23 protein-coding genes and 1 tRNA gene are annotated in these 19,025 nt (G+C 29.1%); 16 read left to right on the top strand and 8 right to left on the bottom strand.

Annotation, left to right across the window (positions count from 1 at the left end; translation table 11 throughout):
* Positions 1 to 19 precede the first annotated feature (19 nt).
* Both L8W69_RS04785 and queC read right to left on the bottom strand, forming a co-directional pair.
* Positions 20 to 592 (bottom strand): YceI family protein, encoded by a 573-nt coding sequence (locus L8W69_RS04785; RefSeq protein ID WP_263666556.1) that lies wholly within the window; start codon positions 590 to 592, stop codon positions 20 to 22.
* Positions 593 to 654: 62 nt separating this feature from the next.
* Positions 655 to 1,320, bottom strand: coding sequence for a 7-cyano-7-deazaguanine synthase QueC (gene queC, locus L8W69_RS04780; protein ID WP_263666555.1), 666 nt, complete (start codon positions 1,318 to 1,320; stop codon positions 655 to 657).
* 53 nt (positions 1,321 to 1,373) lie between these two features.
* On the opposite strand from queC, the gene ybeY reads away from it, so the two are divergent.
* Positions 1,374 to 1,784 carry an rRNA maturation RNase YbeY gene (gene ybeY, locus L8W69_RS04775; protein WP_263666554.1) on the top strand — a complete coding sequence of 137 codons (411 nt, stop codon included), beginning with the start codon at positions 1,374 to 1,376 and terminating at the stop codon, positions 1,782 to 1,784.
* A 282-nt stretch (positions 1,785 to 2,066) separates the two neighbouring features.
* Here the strand turns inward: ybeY and L8W69_RS04770 are convergent, their stop codons facing one another.
* A complete protein-coding gene (locus tag L8W69_RS04770; protein ID WP_263666553.1) occupies positions 2,067 to 2,477 on the bottom strand; it encodes a PepSY-like domain-containing protein in 411 nt (136 codons plus the stop codon).
* 113 nt (positions 2,478 to 2,590) lie between these two features.
* Here L8W69_RS04770 and L8W69_RS04765 point away from each other — a divergent pair, with 113 nt between their 5' ends.
* Positions 2,591 to 3,121, top strand: coding sequence for a rhomboid family intramembrane serine protease (locus L8W69_RS04765; protein WP_133318917.1), 531 nt, complete (start codon positions 2,591 to 2,593; stop codon positions 3,119 to 3,121).
* On the top strand, positions 3,118 to 3,609 hold the full coding sequence (locus tag L8W69_RS04760) for a SixA phosphatase family protein (RefSeq protein ID WP_133318916.1): 492 nt from the start codon (positions 3,118 to 3,120) through the stop codon (positions 3,607 to 3,609). The genes L8W69_RS04765 and L8W69_RS04760 overlap by 4 nt, the downstream gene beginning before the upstream one ends.
* A gap of 421 nt (positions 3,610 to 4,030) precedes the next feature.
* On the opposite strand, the gene L8W69_RS04755 is transcribed toward L8W69_RS04760, so the two are convergent.
* Complete coding sequence (locus L8W69_RS04755; RefSeq protein ID WP_133318915.1) at positions 4,031 to 4,231, bottom strand: molybdenum cofactor biosynthesis protein; 201 nt, start codon at positions 4,229 to 4,231, stop codon at positions 4,031 to 4,033.
* A gap of 93 nt (positions 4,232 to 4,324) precedes the next feature.
* Here L8W69_RS04755 and L8W69_RS04750 point away from each other — a divergent pair, with 93 nt between their 5' ends.
* Both L8W69_RS04750 and L8W69_RS04745 read left to right on the top strand, forming a co-directional pair.
* Positions 4,325 to 5,008 (top strand): aspartate/glutamate racemase family protein, encoded by a 684-nt coding sequence (locus L8W69_RS04750; protein WP_263661341.1) that lies wholly within the window; start codon positions 4,325 to 4,327, stop codon positions 5,006 to 5,008.
* Positions 5,008 to 6,075: a tyrosine-type recombinase/integrase gene (locus L8W69_RS04745; protein WP_263659689.1), complete on the top strand. Its 1,068-nt coding sequence runs from the start codon at positions 5,008 to 5,010 to the stop codon at positions 6,073 to 6,075. The genes L8W69_RS04750 and L8W69_RS04745 overlap by 1 nt, the downstream gene beginning before the upstream one ends.
* Positions 6,076 to 6,109: 34 nt before the next feature.
* Here L8W69_RS04745 and L8W69_RS04740 read toward each other — a convergent pair whose 3' ends face one another.
* Positions 6,110 to 6,967: a DMT family transporter gene (locus L8W69_RS04740; protein ID WP_263666552.1), complete on the bottom strand. Its 858-nt coding sequence runs from the start codon at positions 6,965 to 6,967 to the stop codon at positions 6,110 to 6,112.
* 86 nt (positions 6,968 to 7,053) lie between these two features.
* Between L8W69_RS04740 and murA the strand changes: the two genes are divergently transcribed.
* Positions 7,054 to 8,310, top strand: coding sequence for a UDP-N-acetylglucosamine 1-carboxyvinyltransferase (murA, locus tag L8W69_RS04735; RefSeq protein WP_263661344.1), 1,257 nt, complete (start codon positions 7,054 to 7,056; stop codon positions 8,308 to 8,310).
* Positions 8,307 to 9,467 carry a molybdopterin molybdotransferase MoeA gene (locus tag L8W69_RS04730; RefSeq protein ID WP_263666551.1) on the top strand — a complete coding sequence of 387 codons (1,161 nt, stop codon included), beginning with the start codon at positions 8,307 to 8,309 and terminating at the stop codon, positions 9,465 to 9,467. Before murA ends, L8W69_RS04730 begins: the two co-directional genes overlap by 4 nt.
* A gap of 30 nt (positions 9,468 to 9,497) precedes the next feature.
* On the opposite strand, the gene L8W69_RS04725 is transcribed toward L8W69_RS04730, so the two are convergent.
* A complete protein-coding gene (locus L8W69_RS04725) occupies positions 9,498 to 9,794 on the bottom strand; it encodes a hypothetical protein (RefSeq protein WP_263666550.1) in 297 nt (98 codons plus the stop codon).
* A gap of 108 nt (positions 9,795 to 9,902) precedes the next feature.
* On the opposite strand from L8W69_RS04725, the gene L8W69_RS04720 reads away from it, so the two are divergent.
* Positions 9,903 to 9,977: transfer RNA gene (locus L8W69_RS04720), tRNA-Gly, on the top strand.
* 4 nt (positions 9,978 to 9,981) lie between these two features.
* Here L8W69_RS04720 and L8W69_RS04715 read toward each other — a convergent pair.
* Positions 9,982 to 11,289, bottom strand: coding sequence for a Cj0814 family flagellar-dependent secreted protein (locus L8W69_RS04715; protein ID WP_263666549.1), 1,308 nt, complete (start codon positions 11,287 to 11,289; stop codon positions 9,982 to 9,984).
* A gap of 156 nt (positions 11,290 to 11,445) precedes the next feature.
* Here L8W69_RS04715 and flgA point away from each other — a divergent pair, with 156 nt between their 5' ends.
* Genes flgA through L8W69_RS04675 form a run of 8 tightly spaced genes read left to right on the top strand, consistent with a single transcriptional unit; the run spans position 11,446 to position 18,409 of the window.
* The gene (gene flgA, locus L8W69_RS04710) at positions 11,446 to 12,108 is read left to right on the top strand and encodes a flagellar basal body P-ring formation chaperone FlgA (RefSeq protein ID WP_263666548.1); all 663 of its coding nucleotides are present in this window, start codon (positions 11,446 to 11,448) and stop codon (positions 12,106 to 12,108) included.
* Complete coding sequence (locus L8W69_RS04705) at positions 12,105 to 12,683, top strand: UbiX family flavin prenyltransferase (protein WP_263661346.1); 579 nt, start codon at positions 12,105 to 12,107, stop codon at positions 12,681 to 12,683. Before flgA ends, L8W69_RS04705 begins: the two co-directional genes overlap by 4 nt.
* Positions 12,680 to 13,162 carry a pantetheine-phosphate adenylyltransferase gene (gene coaD, locus L8W69_RS04700; RefSeq protein ID WP_263659694.1) on the top strand — a complete coding sequence of 161 codons (483 nt, stop codon included), beginning with the start codon at positions 12,680 to 12,682 and terminating at the stop codon, positions 13,160 to 13,162. The genes L8W69_RS04705 and coaD overlap by 4 nt, the downstream gene beginning before the upstream one ends.
* Complete coding sequence (gene tmk / locus L8W69_RS04695) at positions 13,153 to 13,737, top strand: dTMP kinase (protein ID WP_263666547.1); 585 nt, start codon at positions 13,153 to 13,155, stop codon at positions 13,735 to 13,737. Before coaD ends, tmk begins: the two co-directional genes overlap by 10 nt.
* Positions 13,730 to 14,956 carry a histidine--tRNA ligase gene (hisS, locus tag L8W69_RS04690; protein WP_263664684.1) on the top strand — a complete coding sequence of 409 codons (1,227 nt, stop codon included), beginning with the start codon at positions 13,730 to 13,732 and terminating at the stop codon, positions 14,954 to 14,956. Before tmk ends, hisS begins: the two co-directional genes overlap by 8 nt.
* The gene (gene speA / locus L8W69_RS04685) at positions 14,953 to 16,782 is read left to right on the top strand and encodes a biosynthetic arginine decarboxylase (protein WP_133318906.1); all 1,830 of its coding nucleotides are present in this window, start codon (positions 14,953 to 14,955) and stop codon (positions 16,780 to 16,782) included. Before hisS ends, speA begins: the two co-directional genes overlap by 4 nt.
* The gene (cysE, locus tag L8W69_RS04680; protein WP_133318905.1) at positions 16,779 to 17,381 is read left to right on the top strand and encodes a serine O-acetyltransferase; all 603 of its coding nucleotides are present in this window, start codon (positions 16,779 to 16,781) and stop codon (positions 17,379 to 17,381) included. The genes speA and cysE overlap by 4 nt, the downstream gene beginning before the upstream one ends.
* Complete coding sequence (locus tag L8W69_RS04675) at positions 17,378 to 18,409, top strand: UDP-N-acetylglucosamine--N-acetylmuramyl-(pentapeptide) pyrophosphoryl-undecaprenol N-acetylglucosamine transferase (protein WP_263666546.1); 1,032 nt, start codon at positions 17,378 to 17,380, stop codon at positions 18,407 to 18,409. The genes cysE and L8W69_RS04675 overlap by 4 nt, the downstream gene beginning before the upstream one ends.
* Here the strand turns inward: L8W69_RS04675 and L8W69_RS04670 are convergent.
* Positions 18,402 to 19,019, bottom strand: a complete 618-nt coding sequence (locus L8W69_RS04670) for a YggS family pyridoxal phosphate-dependent enzyme (RefSeq protein WP_133318903.1) — start codon at positions 19,017 to 19,019, stop codon at positions 18,402 to 18,404. The two genes, L8W69_RS04675 and L8W69_RS04670, sit on opposite strands and share 8 nt — an antisense overlap.
* Between the last annotated feature and the right edge of the window lie 6 nt (positions 19,020 to 19,025).

Genomic DNA, 19,025 nt, shown 5'->3' with positions numbered 1-19,025 from the left:
GTAAAATGCTTTTATAGTATTATTTTTCGTTGATTTCTGCTTCGATGCTAATTTGTACTTCATCGCTAAGTGTTAAGCTAGAAGTATCAGGAGCAAATTTGAAATCACTTCTTTTAATTTGTCCTTGTAGAGTAAAACCTGCTTTTTCTTTACCACTATCTGTTTTAATAACACCGCCAATTTCAGTATCTAAAACAACATCTTTGCTTATTCCAGCAATGCTTAATGAGCCATACATTTTACCTTTTTCATTAGAGATTTTTTCATATTTACTCATAGTAAAAGTAATGTTTGGATGAGTTTTTGCTTTAAAAAAATCATCTTGTTGTAAATGTGCATCTCTTGCTTTATTTTCTGTGTTTATAGAAGCAACTTTTATATTTGCTTGAAGTTTGTTAAATTCAAATTTAGCACTATCAAAATCAATTACTGCATCATAATCTTTAAAATTTCCATTTACATTGCTAATTTGTAAATGTTTGATTTTAAAAGCTACATTTGTGTGTGCTTTATCTAAGCTAAATTCTTTACTCAAAGCACTACTTGCCAAAATCGAAGCAGCTAAAAATGAACCAAATAATATTTTTTTCATGTTTTCTCCTTAATGTTTAAAAAAGCAAATTATACAAACTAAAATAAAATGAAAATAAATTTTTAAACATATTCTATAAAATCTTTTACATTAGCCTCTTTAAAGCCTTTTAGTCTTAATAAACAACTATCACATTTACCACAAGCTTTATCTCCTCTTTCATAGCAAGACCAAGTATATTCTAAGGCTACCTTTTCTTTTAGGGCTAATTCAACTATTTGTCCTTTACTTAGATGAACTAATGGGGTTTTTATTTGTACTTTGCAAGTTTTTGTTGTTCCTTCATTGATAAATTCATTGGCTCTTTGTATAAATTTCGCACTGCAATCAGGATAACCACTGCTATCTTCTTGTACCACTCCTATAAAAATACTTTCACAATTTTCCTTTTCAGCTATAGCACCTGCGATAGATAAAAAAATACCATTTCTAAAAGGAACATAGGTGTTTGGGACTTCTTTTTCATGTAGTTTTTCTTTGGGAATTTCTAAATTTAAATCTGTTAGTGAGTTTCCTCCAATATTTGCTATAAATGACACATCTAAAATATATTTTGTTTTTATGTTAAGTTTTTCACAAATTTTATTAAAACATTCCCTTTCTTTAAGCATGGTGCGTTGGTTATAGTCAAAATGTAAAGCAATGATCTCATATCCTTCTTTTTTAGCTAAATATGCACATAAAGTACTATCCATACCACCACTTATAATACAAAGAGCTTTTTTCATGCTTTTCCTTAATTTTGATATAATTTTGAAATTATAAAATCAAAAGGATAATAATGATTTTTTGTGAAGAAGAAATGGATATTTCTTTTCTTGAAAAAATAGCACAGAAAATGAGCGATCAAAATGTAGAGCTTGTTTTGGTAGATGAAAGAGTTATGCGTGAGATTAATTTTAGTCAAAGAGGTATAGATAAAACTACAGATGTGTTATCTTTTCCTTTGATACAAAATTGTGAAAATTTACTTGGCAGTATTGTGATAAATTTAGATGAAGTAAGTAAAAAAGCAATGGAGTATAAACACAGTAATGAAGAAGAGATGGCATTACTTTTTATACATGCTATGCTTCATTTACAAGGATATGATCATGAGGTAGATCAAGGACAAATGAGACAAAAAGAACAAGAATGGATTGAATATTTTAAGCTACCAAAAAGCCTGATAGTAAGAGTACAAGAGGAGTAAATATTTAAAAAATTTTAGCTTATGTGTGAGTTATATACTTATAATGAAAATACATTTATACTAAATATTTTAGGAAAAATTTGATATTTGTTTATCTAATTTGACAAAGAGTAGTACTAATTTTGATTTTGTCCAAACAAAGTAAAAGCAATATTTAAGGTGAGAAAATCAATACGGAGCCTATGATAAAGCTCCTTATTTTAAAATTTTTATAAGTTTTGATAAGGGTTAAAGCCTTTTTAGAATAAAATTTAAAACTTGCTTATTTAATCTTAAACAATTTTAATCGTCAAATTTTTGTCTTAAAATCGTTCCATTGTTATCTATGTAAAGTTTCATTTGATTATTAAGTTCTATTTTGTAATATGAAATTTTTCTTTCTATTTCAATAATCGCTGCATTTGGATAGGTATTTTTAATGGTATTTTGTATTGCTAAAGGCAAAATAGCATAATTTAAAGATCTGAAATTTTCAGCTTCTTTAAATTCTCCATTGAGTGAAAACTCAATTTCACTTCCATCACTTAAATAAATTTCGTAAGAATATCCATCTTGTTCTACTAGACCAATCTCTGCATTAAAGTAATCTTTAATAAATTGTTTGATATTTACCGGCAAAGAATCAGGTGCTATGACTATACCAGCATTAAGAGTATTTAAACTAATCAAAAAAGCTAAAGCTAGTTTTTTCATTTTTAACCTTATTATATTTTTGACGATATTGTATCTTATTAATGTGAATTTTATGTGTAAGCTAGAATTTAAATAGCTTTTTGTTATAATTATCAAAAATACAAAGTAGGGCAATGGTAGCTTCATTTTTAATCGCTTTTAATGTTATTGTATTTATTTTTGTAAATTATCTTTATTTTGGTTCTTTAAATTTAGATACTATTTTGGGTTTAAATTTATTTTTTTTTCAAGGATTTTATTGGCAAATTTTAAGCTCAATATTTATGCATGGAAATTGGCCTCATTTGATTTTAAATATGATAGTGCTTTTTCAATTTGGTTCTATGCTTGAAAAATACTTAAAAAGTTTTAAATTTGCCCTGCTTTATTTAATCGGTGGAATTCTTTGCTCTTTACTTAGTGCTTTTTATGTGTATTTAAGTTTTGATGGTAGTTTTGTAAATGTAGTGGGTGCAAGTGGTGCTATATGTGTTTTAATGGGGTATTATGCATATTTGGATAAAACCGCCACCAAAGGACTTATCGTGGCTATATTATTAATGAGTTTTGTGCCTATTTTTATGGGTGTTAATATAGCTTGGTATGCACATATTTTTGGCTTTATATGTGGATATGCTTTGGGTAAATTTAAGGTTATAAGATGAAATATATCTATTTTATTCGTCATGCTAAAGCTCAAAAAGAAAATTACGATCAAGATTTACAACGAGAACTTAGTTCTAGTGGAAAAGATGATTTAAAAACTATGATTTATAGGATTAAGGATTTAGAATTTAAAGCCCAAAGCATTATCTCAAGTCCTGCTAAGCGTTGTATAAAAACAGCACAAAAACTCTGTAAAAGCTTTTCTTTAAAAGAAAAAGATATCAAGATAGAAAAAAGCTTTTATGATGGTAATTTAAAGGATGTGTTAAATTTTATAAAAGAATCAAAAGAGAGTAGGGTAGTGCTAATTATGCACAATCCTTTATTGCAAGAACTTTGTGAGTATCTAGCTCATATAGACTTAGAAAACTTTCCAACTTCTGCTATTTTATGTATGCAATTTGATATAAAAGAATTTAAAGATATAAAAGAACACAGCGGGGAAGTTGTGTTTTTTGATTATCCTAAAAGTCAAGAAAATAACTAATCTACATTTTTAAACTTCAAATTTATTTAAGCAAAAATATAAACTAAAATTTAGTTGAAATAAAAAATATACATCTTTAGTCTTTTATAACTGCATAAAATAACTTATAATATTTTTCAAAAAATTATACTTATTTTTTTATGGATAAATTATTTTCATCCAAAAAATAAAATGCTTTAAAATACTATATTATAGGTATTTTTAAATATATTTTACTTATGTATAAACAGATAAATATAAAAGTTTGAAAATTATAGTTTTCAATACAAAATATATATAATTTCAATATTTTACTATTTATCATATAATTTTACATATATATTAAGTTTAAGTTAAAATATTTTTATAGACTAAAAAAGTTAAAATGATGAGTAAAAAAAGAAATTAATACAAAAGTTTAACTTGTGTGGAGTTTTTGATTTTATTTGGATTTTTGAATCAATCTTGAAAGTTGTTTTGCTAAAAGTTTAGCACTATTTTCATTTTTGCTAAGTTTTTTCATATTTTCTCTAAATTCGTAAAGTCTTTTTTCTTGTGCAAAGTCGTTATTTAAAGTATTATCTTGTTTTGAAATATTGTTTTGTTTTACTTGCTTTTGCGCGGTTTTTTTCTTAAAAAACATATCATCACCCTATTTTGTTTTTATAATTATAGCTTGATATTTTTTAAGTAAGATTTTTTTATAATTTTTATATTAATTTTAAAAGGAAAAAAATTGAAAACCATAGGTTTAATAGGCGGAATGAGTTATGAAAGCACACTTAGCTATTATGAAATAATCAATAAATTAACAAATGAAAAATTAGGAAAATTACATAGTGCTAAGATAGTTTTAACTAGTGTTGATTTTGAAGAAATAGAAGAATGCCAACGAAAGAATGATTGGCAAAAAGCAAGTGAAATTTTAACCCAACATGCCCTACTTTTGCAAAAAAGTGGAGTTGATTTTATATTAATTTGCACTAATACTATGCATAAATGTTATGAAAATATACAAAAAAACATTCAAATTCCTATCTTACATATAGCCAAAGCTATGCTTTTAGAACTTCAAGAGCAAAATATCGATAAAGTATTGTTATTGGGGACAAAATACACTATGCAAGAAGATTTTTATAAACAACTTTTAATTAACTCAAAGATTGAAGTTTTTATTCCCAAAAATGATGATATTTTAAAGCTTAATGACATTATTTTTAATGAACTTTGCAAAGGTATTATAAATGAAAAATCAAAAAGATATTTATGTGATTTGATTGCTCAATTTTCGGAGGTTCAAGGAGTGATTTTGGGTTGTACTGAACTTGGTTTGATTATAAAAGAAAGCTCTAAAAAGCTATTTGATAGTGCTTATATCCATGCTAAAATGGCTACTTTGAAAGCTTTGGAGAATGAGTGATGAAATATCCTCTAGATTGTGAAGAAAATTTTGAAAAGTCATTTTTATTTTGGCTTTGTAGATATGTGAAATTTAAACTAAATTCTTTATCAAATAAAGAATTAAAAGACCCTCAAGCCTTGGCTGTAGTAAATTTAGCCTTAAGTAAGGGTGTTAAAAATATACAAGAGCTTGATGCTTATGTAAAAAAAGCAAGAAATGCAGGACTTAGCGGTGTAAATACATATTTTAATCCTTTGAAAAAACTTTATGAGTATTTGTTATTTTATAAGCTTTATTCACTAAAACAAATCGATGAAGAGCTTTTAGTAGAAATTTTAGCAAGTATTAGTGCTTCTTTGTCTGATGCGAGTAAGAAAAACTACCGTATAGCTGTGATTAATTTTTTTGCATTTTTAGATAAACAAAACGAAGAAGATCAAAAGGCGCACATTTTTGATATTAATCTTAAAAACTGGGCGGGTATAAGTGGTTCTAAGGGAGTTAAGCTACCTGAGTATATGAGTGAAGATGAAGTGAGTAAATTTTTAGATGCTATTGATAATACAGATTTTAAAAGTAATACCATACGCAATCGTTTGATTATTAAAATTATCATTTTTACAGGAATTAGGGTTAGTGAAGCTATTAATATAAAATTAAAAGATATTAGCGAAGAAAATGATCTTTATATTATACGCATTAGAGCTAAAGGTAATAAATACCGCGTTGTGATGATTAAAAAAGAGCTTATAGAACATCTTTTAAAAGATGTAAGGGTAAATTATCTTTCTTATGATGGACTTTTATTTGTCAATCGCAATGGCAAAGCCCTAACCCAAGCTTATGTTTCGCGTATAGTAGAACAAATTTTATTTAAAGCAGGAATTCGCAAGCAAAAAAACGGAGCTCATATGTTAAGACATACTTTTGCTACCCTACTTTATAAAAAACAAAAAGATTTAGTTTTAGTCCAAGAAGCACTAGGGCATGCGAGTTTAAATACTTCAAGAATTTATACGCACTTTGATAATGAAAAGCTAAAATTAGCTGCAGAGGTAGCCAAAAAACTTCACGATAGAACCTAGATAGTTTTATCTAGTATTTTTTAATCACTTATTCTTAGTGTTTTTTGGCATTTAAAAACACACTAAGAATAATCAAAGCAAAAGCAAAAAGATCAATCACACTATAAATAGTTCCTAAAAATAAAAAACTCATAAAAGCAGCAGCCACAGGTTCTATACAAGCTATCATACTAGCTTTAAAAGCTCCTATTAATTCAACTCCTTTTAAATATAAACAAAAAGCCCCTATTGTGCCTATAAATACAATCGCGCTCATAGCCAAAAAGGAATTTAAAGAAAAATCATGTTTTGGGATATTTCCTTGCAATAATACAAAAAGCAAAAAAGAAGCAAATAAACTAGCCAAACCCATGATTAAAAATAAGCCATATTTTGCTATGATAAGCCTAGCACTCAAAGAATAAAATGCCACTCCAAGAGCTCCAAAAAAAGCCCAAATAACACCTCTTATATCAAGTTTTAAGTTGTTAATATCTCCATTTGTTATAAGTAAAAATAAGGCAAAAAGTATTAAAAACAAAGCGATTAGTTCTATTTTTTTAGGTAAAATTTTATTTTTAAAACACATAAAAAGCATTATGATTAATGGTGCGTTGTATTGTATCATCGTAGCAGTTCCTGCATCGGTATAATAAATAGCTTTAAAATAACCATATTGAGTTATCAATAAACCAAAGATAGAAAAAATCAAAAGAGAGCTAAGTTCTTGTTTTTGCTTTAGCAATTTTAATTTGAAATTTTTTGCACCCAAAATTATTAAAATAACACCGGTAAAAAGCAAACGATAAAAACTTACCCATTCAGCAGAATAATGATTTTTAAACAAATACTCAGCCAAAACTCCACTTATGGCCCAAAATATCCCACCAAGTATGACTAGAAAAACTCCCAAAAAACACCTTTAATCTTATTAATTTATATAATATTTGTAGTAAAATATTATTATATCATTAAATGTATATATTTTAAGGAAAATTAATGACTTATTTAGAGATTGATGGTGTTGAAAAGTTAAATGGAGAAGTGATAATAAGTGGTGCAAAAAACGCTGCACTTCCTTTGATAGCTTCAAGTATTTTAGCTAAAAATGAAGTGCAAATTTCAAATTTGCCAAATGTAGCAGATATTTGCACCCTACTTTCTTTGCTTGAAAATTTAGGAGCAAATTATACTTTTAAAGACAATTTTGCAAAAATAAATACAAAACATTTAAATAAAACCATAGCAAAATACGACATCGTGCGTAAAATGCGTGCTTCCATACTTACCTTGGGGCCTTTACTAGCTAGATTTGGAAATTGCGAAGTTTCTTTACCGGGAGGTTGTGCTATAGGCCAACGCCCTATTGATTTGCACCTTTTAGCTTTAGAAAAAATGGGAGCTAATATTGAGATTAAGCAAGGTTATGTGGTAGCTAGTGGAGAGCTTAGGGGCGCTGATGTGATGTTTGATAAAATCACTGTTACAGGCAGTGAAAATATCATCATGGCAGCAGCCCTAGCTCATGGTAAAACTAGACTTTTAAATGTTGCTAAAGAGCCTGAAGTAGTGCAACTTTGTGAGGTTTTAGCTAGAGCCGGACTTGATATACAAGGCATAGGGTCTTCTGAACTTGAAATTTATGGCACAAGTGGAGAACTTTTAGAATTTAAACCTTTTGAAATCATTCCTGATCGCATTGAAGCAGGAACTTATTTGTGTGCAGGAGCTATCACTAACTCAAAAATCACTCTAAAAAAAGTCAATGCAAGCCATCTTAGTGCAGTTTTAGCAAAGCTAGAGCAAATGGGCTTTAGTTTTGATATTAATGAAGATAGTATTAGTATAAATCCTGCTAAAGAAATCAAACCAGTTGAAATTTTAACTAGCGAATATCCAGGTTTTCCAACGGATATGCAAGCACAATTTATGGCTTTAGCTTTAAAAGCAAATGGTACAAGTATTATTGATGAGAGATTATTTGAAAATCGTTTTATGCATGTAAGTGAGCTTTTAAGAATGGGAGCTGATATAAGGTTAAACGGGCATATTGCTACTATAAATGGCACTAAAGAGCTTTTGGGAGCTGATGTTATGGCTACTGATTTGCGTGCGTCTTCTGCTTTGATTTTAGCGGCTTTAGCAGCTAAAGGAACTAGTAAAATTCATAGAATTTATCATCTTGATAGAGGGTATGAAAATTTAGAAGAAAAATTTAAAAAACTAGGCGCAAGTATAAGAAGGCTTGAAGAATGAGAGATATTTTTGCAACTTTAAATTTTTTAAAAGAACAAATCAAAGCAAAAAATGAATTTCAAAGAGTAAATTTGACGCAAGCTTTGGGGCGTATTTTGTATGAAGATGTTTTTGTGAAAAAAAACCTACCCGCTTTTGATAATTCTGCCCTAGATGGTTATGCACTAAATTATACACATAAGAATGAATTGCTAGAAATAAAAGGAAGCATTTTAGCAGGCGATAAAAATGATTATATTATAGAAAAAAATGAATGCTATAAAATCATGACAGGGGCTAAAATTCCTCAAAATGCAAACACCATTTTAATGTTTGAAGAAGCTTTGCTTGAAGATGAAAAGCTCAATGCTAAAAACGCTAAAGAAAACAATGCCATCCGCTTTAAAGGTGAGGAAGCAAAGCTTGGAGAGCTTTTGTTTAAAAAGGGACAAAAAATCACTTCAGGCATGGTAGCTATGCTTGCTGCTCAAGGAATTTATGAGTTAAATGTCGTTAAAAAATTGCGTGTTGGGATTTTTTCAAGTGGAGATGAGCTTGTAGAACCTTGGGAAAATGCCGATGAATACAGCATATACAATGCAAATGCTTTTGGAATTTATGCTATTTTGCAAGATTATGCTGATGTTGAGTATTTAGGACTTATAAAAGATGATTTAAATGCATATAAAAAGCTTTTAGAAAATAAAGAATTTGATATGCTTGTAAGCAGTGGTGGAGCCAGCGTGGGTGAGGCTGATTTTATCAAACAAGCTTTACTTGAGTGTGATTTTAGCCCTATTTTTGAAAAAGTAAATGCTAAACTTTGTAAGCATGTAAAACTTTTTAGCAAAATCGATATGCTTTTTCTAGCCCTACCAGGAAATCCTTTGGCCTCTTTAGTTTCAACGCATATTTTTGCAAAAAATATACTCAATTTGCTTTATGGTAAAGAACTTTTGGAATTTGATAAAGCAAGATTGACTAAAGATTTAAATTTCAAAGGTCAAAGAAATGATTTTGCTTTTGGAAAATTAGTCGATGGGTATTTTAAACCAAGTGAAGCTAAATTTGGCTCAGGTATGCTAAAACCTTTATGTGAAAACACGCATATTTTAATCACGCAAATTGATGATACAAAATTAGTAAAAGATCAAGAAGTTAAAGTTTTAAAAATTTAATAGGGTATTGCACTACCCTATTTTGAATGATTAACTTCTTGCTTTATCTAAAGTTTTAAAAAGATTGTTTAAGATATTTTCTTCATTTTTTTGGTATTTGCTTTGGCGTAATTTCTCCCAAGCATATACGCTATAATCTTTAGAAATTGAACCTATATTTAAATCTGTATTACTAAAAGCATTGTTGTTATCTTTTTTATACTCTTTTTCCTCTTTGTCTTTAAGTGCATTAAGTGTAGCTTGAAATTCATCTGAAGATGTGTTTTTTTCTTTGATTTTTGTCATATTGTTTAAGGCTAGCGGACTATTTTTATCATTTACTTGCATGAGTTGCTCCTTTTAAAATTTAATAATCACAAGCAAAAAACATTCCTTAATTTTAAAAACTTGACAATAAAATAAAGTTTTGATAAAATCACACTCTACTTTCAAAATGCGGGAATAGCTCAGGGGTAGAGCACAACCTTGCCAAGGTTGGGGTCGCGAGTTCGAATCTCGTTTCCCGCTCCATTTTTTACACCCTAGTTTGACTCATGAGATTATTTAATCTATCCATTATAGAATTTGTATAAGAATTAATTGTGTTGCTTTGTGGTTTCCAACCATTAGCAAAATATTTTTTCATGTCGAAGTCTAATTGAGAATTTCCCATTGCTTCATTTTTTGAAATTCCATGTTCATAAAGATAAAGATGTATGTTTTGAAAACTTTCTTCAGCATAATACTTAAACAAAGACTGAAAATCGATTTTTTTTGTCATTATATCATCCAAGTGCATACTTGGGCTTCCAAAGCTTTCTTTTGCTCTAACTGCATTATGCATTTGTGCTTTTGGGTTTAAAGTGGTGTTTGGGCTATATAAAATACGCCCTTCTTGAGATTTTAAAAAACTCATAAATAAAGCTTCTTTAGGATAACTCCCATCTTCATTTTTTGGATAAACAGATATATCAGGCTTGAATTCATGCTCACCGCCTTTATTGATGTTGTTTAAGTCTTTCATAGATAGTCCTAGAGTTTCGGGCTTGATACCTGTTATTAACCCCCAAGAATCATCATAAATATTATTTGCCTCATTAAATTGCTCTGATGTTTTATATACATTTGAAATTTTTACATCAGAATAATCTACCAAGAATTTAATGCGTATATCATTATTTCTTATTGTGTCTGAATGTTGAAAGCCTATGCCATATCCATTATAAAACCCATCAATAGCATAACCTTTTGGCATAGAATTAATATCTGCTTCACTAAAGCTTATTTTATCATTTGGAAAACTTTGATCTAAAGCACTAGAAAAAATATTATAATATTGTCTTATAGTATCAGCCATATCTATATTTGTATAGTAATTTGAAATGCCTAGATATTCTTTTTCGCCCGCAATAATAGGATTGTTTTCAGCTACTCTATACAACTCATCTAAAGTAGATTTATGTATCTTAAAATCTTCAGGTAATCCCGCTGCTTTGTTAAAATCACTACCCATATAGCCACTAGAATCAACACTATAACCATAAGCCATAGAAGCAGGATTATTAGCTTGTCTATATTTTAAAGCATAAATAGAATTTTTAAAATCGCTTGATATATGATAATTAGGAGAATCGCTTTTAATACTATTTTGATTTAATATTGCTTCATTGAGTGCTAATGTTTGAGTATTATTACTTTGAATTTCAATTAATTTACTAGCATTTTGTTTAACAAAAGTATTTGCAAAATTTGTTTTTGAACTTGTTTTATTTTCTTTATTTGCTTTTGTTTGTGAAATAATAGAACCATAAGAGGAATTATCATTTATGCTAAATATACTCATTATGCAATTCCTTAGATTTAGATTTTGCCCTCAATCTTCAATCTTGCATTTTTACAAGCAAATTTTATTCCATTTATTTTAGCAATTTTCAACTAAATTCAAACTTTTTTTATGTATGATATATTAGTTTTAAATTTATTACAGAGGTTGTATTATTTGAGATATATTATATTGTTTTTATTTTTCTATACTTTAAGTTTTGCTTCGAATTTTGATGAAGTAAAATTAGCTTTGATTAAAGAATTTAAAATAAATTATCCGCAGTTAGAAATCATTTCTTTAGAACTTAACACTCAATCCAGTTTGCCTGCTGATTTTAATCAATATATTTTTTTAAAGCTAGGTAATCATAATTTTGATAGAGCCGATGGCTTTATAAAGGCTGAATTTAAAACTCCAGAGCAGTTTAAAAAAAATATATTTTTTAAGTATTTTTTAAAGGCAAAATTAGAAGTTTTACAAACCACGCGTCCTATTTCGCGTAATGAAAATTTAAGTCCTGCTAGTTTTAAAATTTTAAAAATTCCTTTTGATAAAGCTCCCCAAGGTGTATTAAAAAAAGATGAAATCGCAAATTTAATAGCCAAAAGCAATATAAGAGAAAATATGATTTTAAAATATAATATGTTTAAAACCAAAACCCTTATACAAAGAAATGATTCTGTTTATGGTATTATCAAAGATGGGGATTTAAGCATGATGATAGAATTAAAAGCCTTGCAAAGTGGGAATTTAAACCAAAGAATTCGCCTTAAAAATAAAGATGGAAAAGTCGTGCATGGTAAAGTTATTAGTAAAAATTATGTGGAGCTAAAATGAGAAAAATTTTAGTAGGTATTAGCGGAGCTAGTTCTTGCGAGCTTGGCTTTTTATTATTAAAACATTTAAAAGAAAAAGGACAAATTTATGCTATTGTGAGTAAAAATGCAAAAATAAGCTTTATAAAAGAAAATTCCCTTTTGCAAAATATAGACTTTTTGCAACACATAAAAGATAAATTTGAGCTTGAGCATGTAAATTTTTTAGATAATGAAGACATTAGTCAATGCGTAGCAAGCGGATCTTTTGGCATAGAAACGACTTTTATCACACCTTGCTCGATTAATACTTTAGCAAAAATTGCTTGCGGTATAAATGATACTTTACTTACAAGAGCTGCAGGAGTGGCTTTAAAAGAACGCAAAAAGCTCATACTTGGAGTAAGAGAAATGCCCTATTCTACTTTAAATTTAGAACAAATGGCTAAACTTTCTAGCTATGGAGTTATCATCTCTCCTCCTGTAATGGCAAGTTATGCTAAGATTGATAATTTAGAAAAATTATATGAATTTATCATAGGAAAATGGCTTGATTTAGCAAATATCGAGCATAATTTATACCAAAGGTGGCAATGATGGCTAGTTGTGTGTATCCAGGAACATTTGATCCTATCACTAATGGACATTTAGATGTTATCATTAGAGCTAGCAAGATGTTTGAAGAGGTGGTAGTTGCTATAGCTAAAAGTGAAAGTAAAAAGCCTATGTTTGGTCTAGAGCATAGAGAAAAAATGGTAAAAATTGCTACAAAAGACTTAAAAAATGTTAAAATTACAACTTTTGATAACTTACTAGTAGATCTTGCTAAAAATTTGCAAATAAATATTATTATAAGAGGCTTAAGAGCGGTGAGTGATTTTGAGTATGAATTACAACTTGGCTATGCAAATCACATGCTTTGGGAAGATTTTGAAACTATATATCTTATGCCAAATTTAAAAAATTCTTTTATTTCAAGCTCCATAGTAAGATCAATTTGTGCTCATAATGGTGATGTGAGCAAGCTTGTGCCAAAAGAAATTATACCTTTATTAAAGGAGAGAGATTGTATATAGCTTTTGAAGGGGTTGATTGTGTGGGTAAAAGCACACAGATAGAACTTTTAAAAAAATATTTTCATAATGCATTTTTTACTAAAGAACCAGGTGGAAGTGAGCTTGGAGTGCATTTGAGAAAAATTTTATTAGAAAGCAAAATACATTTTTCTAAAAAGGCTGAGCTTTTGCTTTTTTTAGCAGATAGAGCAAATTTAATCGACATGTATTTAGCACAAAATAAAAACAAACTTATCATTTCAGATCGTAGTTTTATTTCTAATATGGCTTATGCAAGATATGATTTTGATCAAAATATTTTATTTGAGTTAAATTCTTTTGCCACAGGCGGGGTTTTTCCGCAAAAGGTTGTGTTTTTGCATGGCTCTAAAGAGCTTATTGAACAAAGGCTTTCTAAAAAAGATCTAGATAGTATTGAAAAAAGAGGGGTTGAATATTTTTTAAATATACAAAATGCCCTAGAAGAAACTTTAGAGTTTTTAAAAACTAAGATAGATATAAAAATTTTAAAATTAGATGCTTCTTTGAGTATTGAAATTTTACATGAAAAAATTAAGGATTTTATAGATGATTAATGCTTTAAAAGGAATGAAAGATTTACAAGATGATCAAGCTACTCTTTATGAAAAAGTGGTAAAAACTTGTGAAGAAGTAGCTAAAAACTATGGTTTTACTTTTATTAATTGTCCGCATTTGGAACTTACTAAGCTTTTTAAAAGAAGTGTTGGAGAAAGCTCTGATATAGTTGGCAAAGAAATGTATGAATTTGTTGATAAAGCAGGCAATGAGGTGTGTTTAAGGCCTGAAGGGACAGCTGGGGTGGTAAGATCATACATAGAAGCTAAAATGGACAAGGCTCAAAGTGTTAAAAGATGGTTTTACCATGGCTCTATGTTTCGCTATGAAAGGCCACAAAAAGGAAGATTGCGTGAATTTCATCAATTTGGAGTAGAAAGCTTTGGTGTAGCAAGTGTATATGAGGATGCGAGTATTATTTTAATGCTAAATGAAATTTTTAAACGCTTAGAAATTCATACAAGCTTGAAAATTAATTCTTTAGGCTGTAAAGAATGTATGGGTGTATATAAAGAAAAACTCATAGCTTTTTTAAATTCTAAAGAAGGTTTTTGCGAAGATTGCTTAAGAAGAAAAGACTTAAATCCTATTAGAGTGCTTGATTGCAAAAATGATCATTGTCAAAGTTTAATCGAAAATGCACCAAAACTAAGTGAAAATTTATGCTCATGTTGTAAGAAAGATTATGAAAAATTGCAAAAACTTTTAAAAGAAAATGATGTTGAATTTGAATGTGATGAAAAATTAGTGCGTGGGCTTGATTATTATTCTAAAAGTGCATTTGAGTTTGTTAGCGATGAAATCGGTGCAAAAGCTGCCGTAGCAGGTGGTGGAAGATATGATAGATTGATTGAATATTTAGATGGTAAAAGTGGCTATGGTGTGGGTTTTGCTATGGGTATAGAAAGGATTATGGCTATTTTAGAGCAAAAACAAAGCGTAAAACCAAGAGAAGGAATTTATCTTTGTGCTATGGATGAAGCTTATATAGATACTATTTTTAAATTAGCAAATACTTTAAGAAAAAAACATAAGGTATATTTAAGCTATGAAGCAAAAAAACTTGCAAAGCATTTAAACCAAGCAGATAATGCTAATGCTGAAATCTTTTTGTGTATAGGCGAAGATGAAATGCAAAAAGAAGAGATTTTTTATAAAAATTTAGATAGTAAAGAAAATAAAAATATAAAATTAGCAAATTTGGAGAATGAGTTATGATTGATTATGGTATTAATATTTGGGGTGCAAATAATTTTATCATTGAAAATGGCAAAGTATGTGTAAATCATGGTAAAAAACCTGCCATTATAGATATAGTAAATACTTTGCGCGATGATGGTTATAAGGGGCCATTGTTGCTTCGTTTTCCTCATTTAATCCATAAGCAAATTGAGCAAATTTATAATAAATTTGCTAAAGCAAAAAAAGAATTTAACTATAAAGGTTCTTTTAACGCTGTATATCCTTTAAAAGTCAATCAATATCCAGGTTTTGTAAAAAATTTAGTTAATCTAGGTAAAGAATACAACTATGGCTTAGAGGCAGGAAGTAAGGCCGAGCTTTTACTAGCTATGGCTTATAATAATGAAAGTGCTCCTATAACAGTTAATGGCTTTAAAGATAAAGAACTCATAAATATGGGCTTTATAGCGTGTGAAATGGGTCATAATATCACTTTAACTATGGAAGGACTTAATGAGCTTGAAGCGATGATTGAAATTGCTAAAAATCGTTTTAAGCCAAAGCCAAATATAGGTTTAAGAGTGCGTTTGCATTCAGCTGGAGTAGGAATTTGGGCAAAAAGTGGTGGTATAAATTCAAAATTTGGTTTAACATCCACTGAGCTTATTGAAGCGGTAAATCTTTTAAAAGCTAATAAACTTTTAGAGCAATTTACTATGATACATTTTCATTTAGGCTCACAAATTACTGAAATTCATCCTTTGAAAAAAGCTCTAAATGAAGCGGGTAATATCTACACCGAGCTTAGAAAAATGGGGGCAAAAAATTTAAAAGCTATTAATCTTGGTGGAGGTTTAGCGGTAGAATACTCTCAGTTTAAAAACGAAACAAGCAGAAATTACACCTTAAGTGAGTATGCAAACGATGTTGTGTTTATTTTAAAAGGTATTGCAGAACAAAAAAAAGATTTAGAACCTGATATTTTTATAGAAAGTGGGCGTTTTGTAGCAGCTAATCATGCTGTTTTAGTAGCGCCTGTTTTAGAGCTTTTTTCTCAAGAATACACAGAAAGCAAGCTTTTATTAAAAGATAAAAACCCAAAACTTATTGATGAACTTTATGATTTGTATAAAAACATTAAAGCTTCTAATGCGCTTGAGTATTTACATGATAGCATTGATCATATGGAGAGTATTTTAACCTTGTTTGATTTGGGTTATGTGGATTTGCAAGATCGCTCTAATAGTGAAATTTTAGTACATTTGATTATGAGAAAAGCTATTTCTTTGGTGGGTGATCAAGCTGATTTATCGAGTTTGCAAAATGAAGTGCAAGAAAAATATTTAGTGAATTTTTCAGTATTTCAGTCTTTACCTGATTTTTGGGGTTTAGAGCAAAATTTCCCTATCATGCCACTTGATAGACTCAATAAAAAGCCAACTAGAAGTGCAAGTATATGGGATATAACTTGTGATAGCGATGGGGAAATTTCTTATTCCAAAGATAATCCTTTGTTTTTACATGATATTGATGTAGAAGCTGAAGATTATTTTTTAGGATTTTTCCTAGTGGGAGCTTATCAAGAAGTGCTTGGTATGAAGCATAATCTTTTTACACATCCAACCGAAGCTTGTATAAGTATTAATGAAAAGGGTTTTGAAGTAGAAAGCGTGCTAGAGGCTCAATCTATTTTAGATACCTTAGAAGATCTTGATTATGATGTGCATGCAATTATGGACAATATTAATGAAAAAATTTATGCTTCAAAACTTGTAAATGAAAATCAAAAAAAACATATTTTGGGTGAAATTTATTTATTCTTAAATGATAATGGATATTTAAAAAGCATAGGTTCTAAATGAGTATTTTTAAACTAATCAAAGAAGATTTTTCTATGCCAAAACAAAAAGATCCTGCATATAGATCTTGGGTGGAATTAGTTTTTAACTATCCTGGTGTTTGGGCTGTGGTAAATTATCGTTTTGCACATTTTTTTTATATCAAAAATTATAAACGCATAGCAAGAATGATTAGTGGAATTTCTCAGTTTTTAACAGGAGTTGATTTGCATCCTGGAGCTACGCTAGGTAGAAGGATATTCATAGATCATGCAATAGGTGTGGTAGTAGGTGAAACAGCTATAATTGGTAATGATGTGATTATCTATCAAGGAGTAACCTTAGGTGGTACAAGTTTAGATAAAAATACCAAAAGACATCCTACTATAGAAGATGGTGTGATCATAGGCTCTGGGGCTAAAATTTTAGGTAATATTACCATAGGTAAAAATGCAAAAATAGGTTCAAATGCAGTTGTATTAAAAGATGTTGGGGCAAATTTAACAGCTATTGGTATACCTGCTTATATTAAAGAATTTCAAATAAGCCAAAAAGAGAGAATTCAAAAACTAGAGGAAAGAATTAAATTTTTAGAAGAAAAACTAAATAAAGAGGACAAATGATAGCAATTACAGGTGGAGGCACAGGAGGACATTTAGCTATAGCTAGATGTTTATTGCAAAGTGCAAGAAAACAAGGCATAGAATGCATTTACATAGGAAGTGAAAATGGCCAAGATAGACTTTGGTTTGAAAATGAAAATGGTTTTTATAAAAAATATTTTCTAAGCTCTCAAGGCGTTGTTAATAAAAAAGGCTTAGCTAAAGTTCAATCATTTTTACATATTTTAGAACTTGCAAGAAAAACAAAACAAATTTTAAAAGAACATAATATTAAAGCAGTTTTTAGTGTGGGTGGATATAGCAGTGCCCCAGGCGCTTTTGGTGCTTTAATGGCAAATATCCCACTTTTAATCCATGAGCAAAATTCAAAAATAGGAAGTTTAAATTCACTTTTAAAGCCTTTTTCTAAAGCTTTTTTTACTGCTTTTGATGATCAAATTAACAAAGCAAATACTTTCTTTTGTCCTTATCCTATTAGCGAGATTTTTTCTCAAAAAGCAAGAGTGAGAAAAGAATTAAAAAATATTATTTTTCTTGGCGGCTCTCAAGGGGCTAAATTTATTAATGACCTTGCTTTAGAAAATGCTTTATACTTTAAAGAAAAAGACATAAATATCATTCATCAATGTGGTAAGAATGATTATGAAAGATGTAAAAAAGCTTATGAGGATTTAAATGTCAAAGTAGAGCTTTTTGACTTTGATAAAAACATTATAGATAAAATTTCTAAAGCAGATTTAGCTATATCAAGATCAGGTGCAAGTAGTCTTTTTGAGCTTAGTGCAAATTTACTTCCTTGTATTTTTATTCCTTATCCATATGCGGCTAAAAATCATCAATATTTTAATGCTTTGTATTTAAAAGAGCGTAATTTATGTGAAATTTTAACCCAAGAAGAAAAACATCAATTTTTAAATTTGGTAGAAAATTTCTCATTAGAAGAAAAATCTATAGCCTTGCAAGGATTAAAAAGTGAAAATGGCGCAGATTTTATGATAGAAAAAGCAAAACAAATGGGGTTTATTTAAATAAAATACTCCCCAAACGCACCATATTTGAACCACATTTTATGGCTAGTTCAAAATCCCCACTCATACCCATGGAGCAAATTTTTGCCCCGTGTTTTTGTAAAATTTCATAGATTTTAAAAGTTTGCTCAAAGCTTTCTTGAACTTTTTCCTCATCCATAGAGCCTATACACATAATGCCTGTAAGGTTTAAATTTTTACACTCTTCTTGTATTTGTAAATACTCTTCTATGGCCTTATTTTGCTCTATGCCACTTTTAGAACTTTCATTGGCAGTATTGATTTCTAATAAAGTATCTAATTTATAATCAAGTCTTTTATCTACGGCTTTGGCGATTTTTAAGCCATTGCAAGATTGCCAAAGTAATGGGTTTTGTTTGATTAAAAGATTGATTTTGTTACTTTGAAGATTGCCTATAAAATGCCATTTGATTTCTAAATCTTGAAGTTTTTCTTTTTTTAAAGCTAAAGCTTGGACTTGATTTTCTCCAAACTCTATAACACCTTGCTTAAAAAGCTCTCGAATTTGTTCATCTTGAACATACTTGCTAGCTGCTACTAAACGCACATTTTGTTTTATGGTTTTTTCAAAAATACTTTCTAAATTCATCTTTTC

This window comes from Campylobacter sp. CNRCH_2016_3089 (assembly GCF_025772505.1).
In the GTDB taxonomy this organism is placed as follows: domain Bacteria; phylum Campylobacterota; class Campylobacteria; order Campylobacterales; family Campylobacteraceae; genus Campylobacter_D; species Campylobacter_D lari_D.
Note: the sequence above shows the minus strand (reverse complement) of the source record. Positions and strands in the feature narration are given on the sequence as shown.